At 31.8% G+C, this 3,820-nt stretch carries 7 protein-coding genes and 1 pseudogene; 6 read left to right on the plus strand and 2 right to left on the minus strand.

What is annotated here, in order from left to right; translation table 11 throughout:
* Positions 1 to 307, plus strand: a pseudogene (locus HMPREF0023_RS15805) (hypothetical protein); the annotation flags it as partial.
* 291 nt (positions 308 to 598) lie between these two features.
* Here HMPREF0023_RS15805 and HMPREF0023_RS15810 read toward each other — a convergent pair.
* Complete coding sequence (locus HMPREF0023_RS15810) at positions 599 to 844, minus strand: hypothetical protein (protein ID WP_004282220.1); 246 nt, start codon at positions 842 to 844, stop codon at positions 599 to 601.
* A gap of 149 nt (positions 845 to 993) precedes the next feature.
* Between HMPREF0023_RS15810 and HMPREF0023_RS15815 the strand changes: the two genes are divergently transcribed.
* From HMPREF0023_RS15815 to HMPREF0023_RS15830, 4 genes are all read left to right on the plus strand, one after another.
* The gene (locus tag HMPREF0023_RS15815) at positions 994 to 1,218 is read left to right on the plus strand and encodes a helix-turn-helix transcriptional regulator (RefSeq protein ID WP_004676219.1); all 225 of its coding nucleotides are present in this window, start codon (positions 994 to 996) and stop codon (positions 1,216 to 1,218) included.
* Positions 1,219 to 1,634: 416 nt separating this feature from the next.
* On the plus strand, positions 1,635 to 1,952 hold the full coding sequence (locus HMPREF0023_RS15820) for a hypothetical protein (protein ID WP_005086342.1): 318 nt from the start codon (positions 1,635 to 1,637) through the stop codon (positions 1,950 to 1,952).
* A gap of 218 nt (positions 1,953 to 2,170) precedes the next feature.
* The gene (locus HMPREF0023_RS15825) at positions 2,171 to 2,482 is read left to right on the plus strand and encodes a BrnT family toxin (RefSeq protein ID WP_005086328.1); all 312 of its coding nucleotides are present in this window, start codon (positions 2,171 to 2,173) and stop codon (positions 2,480 to 2,482) included.
* Positions 2,445 to 2,759 carry a BrnA antitoxin family protein gene (locus HMPREF0023_RS15830; protein ID WP_004740255.1) on the plus strand — a complete coding sequence of 105 codons (315 nt, stop codon included), beginning with the start codon at positions 2,445 to 2,447 and terminating at the stop codon, positions 2,757 to 2,759. The genes HMPREF0023_RS15825 and HMPREF0023_RS15830 overlap by 38 nt, the downstream gene beginning before the upstream one ends.
* Before the next feature lie 125 nt (positions 2,760 to 2,884).
* Here the strand turns inward: HMPREF0023_RS15830 and HMPREF0023_RS15835 are convergent, their stop codons facing one another.
* Positions 2,885 to 3,241 carry a hypothetical protein gene (locus tag HMPREF0023_RS15835; protein ID WP_008942574.1) on the minus strand — a complete coding sequence of 119 codons (357 nt, stop codon included), beginning with the start codon at positions 3,239 to 3,241 and terminating at the stop codon, positions 2,885 to 2,887.
* A gap of 115 nt (positions 3,242 to 3,356) precedes the next feature.
* On the opposite strand from HMPREF0023_RS15835, the gene HMPREF0023_RS15840 reads away from it, so the two are divergent.
* On the plus strand, positions 3,357 to 3,743 hold the full coding sequence (locus tag HMPREF0023_RS15840) for a hypothetical protein (protein WP_008942575.1): 387 nt from the start codon (positions 3,357 to 3,359) through the stop codon (positions 3,741 to 3,743).
* Positions 3,744 to 3,820: the final 77 nt, after the last annotated feature.

The raw sequence follows: 3,820 nt of genomic DNA on the forward strand, positions 1-3,820 counted from the left end.
CAAAGCTGAAAATCAACGTAAATTTGAATTAGGTGGTGCTGTTCTTGTCGCATTTAAGAAACTCAATATTGATATTAGCAATGATACTCCTCAACAGATTACCAATCGGATTGTGAATACGACAAAGTTTCATAATGAAGTACGTAAATCTTTAATTTTTAAAGATGTTAAGACATATGAAAATGAATATTTTAAAGCAAATAAACTTTTTATTCAGGTGTTAGAAGGATTACATACCTGGCAAAAGGGCGGAGAATTATTGTCAGTAATTGAAATTAAAAAGGCCTTAGAAAAAGGCGAAGAGTAGTTTATTTAGCAGGGATTTTAGAGAAGTTGGACATTTCTATTTTGGGCTTACAATCGAATTTCGTATACAGAGACATTATGTAAATTTAGAGTACACCCTAAAGTAACGTCATGGCGACCCCAATCCTGAACCTAAAATCAATGTTTTAGAAGCCGTGGAACATCAATTTTAGTATGCTCAAAGAAAGTCTTAGATTTATACGTGACAATAGAAAGAGCCAGTTGTATGAACTGGCTCTTTCTATTTGGGATTTACTTACCCATTGCGATTTTTTACCGTGCCTCTCATAAATTAACAGTCAAAGCTGAAGAAGTGCTCTGGGAAACAAGAAACAAAGGCTTTTTGAATATCGCTGTACTCACACTCAGGATGCTTCTCTAAATAACGTCGAGTCCAAATCAGTGTGGCTTCATAATCATTAAAGCACTGATCGAGTTGTAAAAAGATCCACAGTTCATGGGCTTTTTGAATGAAAAAGTCATTGATGATCATGAGAGCAATTTTCTTTTCAGTGTTTGAATCCGGGTATGAGTACATATTACATTTCTCCGATAGTAAGGATAAATAGGTTAGTTGATAAGCTATTTATAACACATAAAAAATGTGTTTGTCACATTTTTTATGTGTTTTTTTAAGTTTTATAGTCTGTGTTATACTTCTAATTCAAACAGATTGTATTTATCACGATGCCATACGAAGAATTTCAAAGACTTATGGGGAAAGCAGGTCTTTCAATTAAGGAATTTGCAACCTTATTGGACATGAATCCAAACTCCATAACTAACTATAAAAAGATCGGAAAAGTACCTACTCATATCGCTGTTCTGGTTTACTTACTTTCTAGCATGAAAGATGAGGGTGTAGACTTTTACCCTATTTTTGAAAAAATTAAGTCGTATTCAAAAGACTAAAACTCTCGTTTGTTGATTGTTGTAAGCTGTTAGTGATGACGTAAAAAATGCCTGAAGTTCAGGCATTTTTTTGTTTCAGGGACTTATAAGCCTCGATAGAACTTTTCAATAAAGTATCGAGTTTTGAGAACCAGGGTGATCATCAAATTCTTATGTTCTGAGATCTTAGGTCGAGCAATCGGTAAACCGGACATTTCTATTTTGGGCTTACATTGGAATTTCGCATAAGGTGTATTATGTTAATAATATAAATTCTTAAAAGCGTATTGATTTAATAATAGAAAAATTATCAGAGTAGGTTATGTTTAAAGTAAACGTTCAATTATCAACCAACAATGATTGAAGATTTATACCTTATATATGTTAATTTCATTAACATATATATACCAAGTTAATAATGCCTTAAGTTAAATAATATGTTAGGTCAACATCATCATTTTTTAAAAAAACTTTCGATCAGTGATGCTGCTATAGCGTATAGAAAACCTCGCTCGACTATACTTAAATATATAAAAAGCGGAGATTTCGAACTTGACTACAATAACTTGATTGAATATAGCCAGTTAGTTAAAAAATTTGGTGAAATTAATTCCCCTATACGGGACGAAAGAGATCAACAAATCAAAAAACTAAAAGATGAAGTTATGCATTTAAAAAAACAACTTAATTTTTTTAAATATACTTCAATCTCAAATAAACATAGATTATTAATTTCTCATAAAGACTCCATTTAACATAATGGGCGTTATACGCAATACACTTGTATATTAATATAAATATCAGATACTTAATAGAACCATAAAAAAGCAAAAATGCCCAAAAAGCCGACTTTGAAACAAGTCGGCTTTTTTATGTTCGATTCTGTAAGATTTTGCCAATAAAAAATGGAACAACTTTGCAAAATTTACAATTTTGTATTAACATTTTTATATTAACAAAAAGCGATGCAACTATGGAAATTGAGTTTTCATGGGATGAGCATAAAGCAGAAATAAACCTCAAAAAACATGGTGTAGCTTTTGAAGATGCAACATTGGTTTTTTACGATGCTCATGCCTTATATAAACAGGATCGCTTTGAAAATGGTGAATATCGTTGGCAAGCGATAGGTATGGTACATGGGCAAGCTGTTTTATTGGTGGCCCACACAGTACAAGATCATAATGGGATGGATCATATCCGCATTATTTCGGCACGACAGGCAGAGAAAAAAGAGAGGAAACAGTATGAGCAAAACCGTTACTTACAAAATGGATTTGAATAATCCTCCTGTTTTGTCTGAAGAACAAAAGGCAAGACTTGAAGCATTAGATAAACGTCCAGACAGTGAAATCGATTTTTCAGATATTCCTGAACTTGATGACAGCTTCTGGAAAAATGCAGTGCAAAATCCATTTTACAAGCCGACTAAACAAGTAACTACGGTTCGCATCGATGCAGATGTCATGCAGTGGCTAAAAGCCCAAGGCAAAGGCTATCAAACACGAATGAATAAAATTTTACGGGATGCCATGCTTAAAGAATTAAAAAATCATCAATAAAAATGGGAGCTTAGGCTCCCATTTTTAGATTCGTATAACGTGTATTATGTTAATTGTAGGAAATCTTCAAAAAACTATTAGATGCTATTTAAGCAAAACAGTTTTCAATTCGAAATACATTCAGATTAATAAGTGGTTGAAGTGCAATTTGTAGCATAACCATAATTATAACAATTTGTATTCGTTGTCTTAGGTGCTGAATTTTTTAAACTTTCATTCAGATTTGCCCAAGCTTGACGATTAGCTTCTTGTTGTCTGTAATAATTTTCAACTTGCTGACTATCTGCTGGTGTAACAACTTGTCCAGTTGCTATTCCCTTGTGATAACAGTAAAGAGTATCTGGATCATCATAGGAATATGAATATTTTTCACACTGCGTGGGTAGATAATATAATTTTCCGTTATGTCCAGCTGTTTGGTATCCTACAGTAGAACAACCGGTTAAGATTGCAGAACCAAGTAATAAATAAAAAAATTTCATTTTTCCCCCTTGAATTAAAAGTATCAAGCTTCTTAGCTATAACTAAATTTAATAATATCTTATACAATTTCTATATTGATATTTAATTTTATAAATTTTTTATTAAGGAATAAATGTGAGAAAACTAACTCTAACACTTGGCTTATTAATCAGTTTACAAAGTAACGCATCTGATTTGAGAGAATTTTGTGATTATATTGAAGGGGCTATCATTATTTCCTCTGATACTGAGAAAAAATATTTAGGAAAAATATCTTCATCTTATGACAGCGATTCTATTTTTAACGAATATGGTAAGTATGGTGGGGAATATTCTTCAAATTCTATTTGGAATACCTACAGTAAATATGGAAATGAGTACAATAGCTATTCTCCATTTAATGAATACTCTTTGAATCCGCCAATAGTAATTAAAAATAATCGTGTGGTTGCAAAACTTACTGTTAATGATTCTATATCAAATGCATTAAATCCGTATGTGTTAAAAGCATGTAATTTTTAATCTTAAAAATAGCCCTCAGTTGAGGGTTATTTAACATAAAATCTCTTATGTGAAGCAATCTTTGTAACTCCAAAAGG

The organism is Acinetobacter sp. ATCC 27244 (assembly GCF_000156555.1).
GTDB classification, from domain to species: domain Bacteria; phylum Pseudomonadota; class Gammaproteobacteria; order Pseudomonadales; family Moraxellaceae; genus Acinetobacter; species Acinetobacter haemolyticus.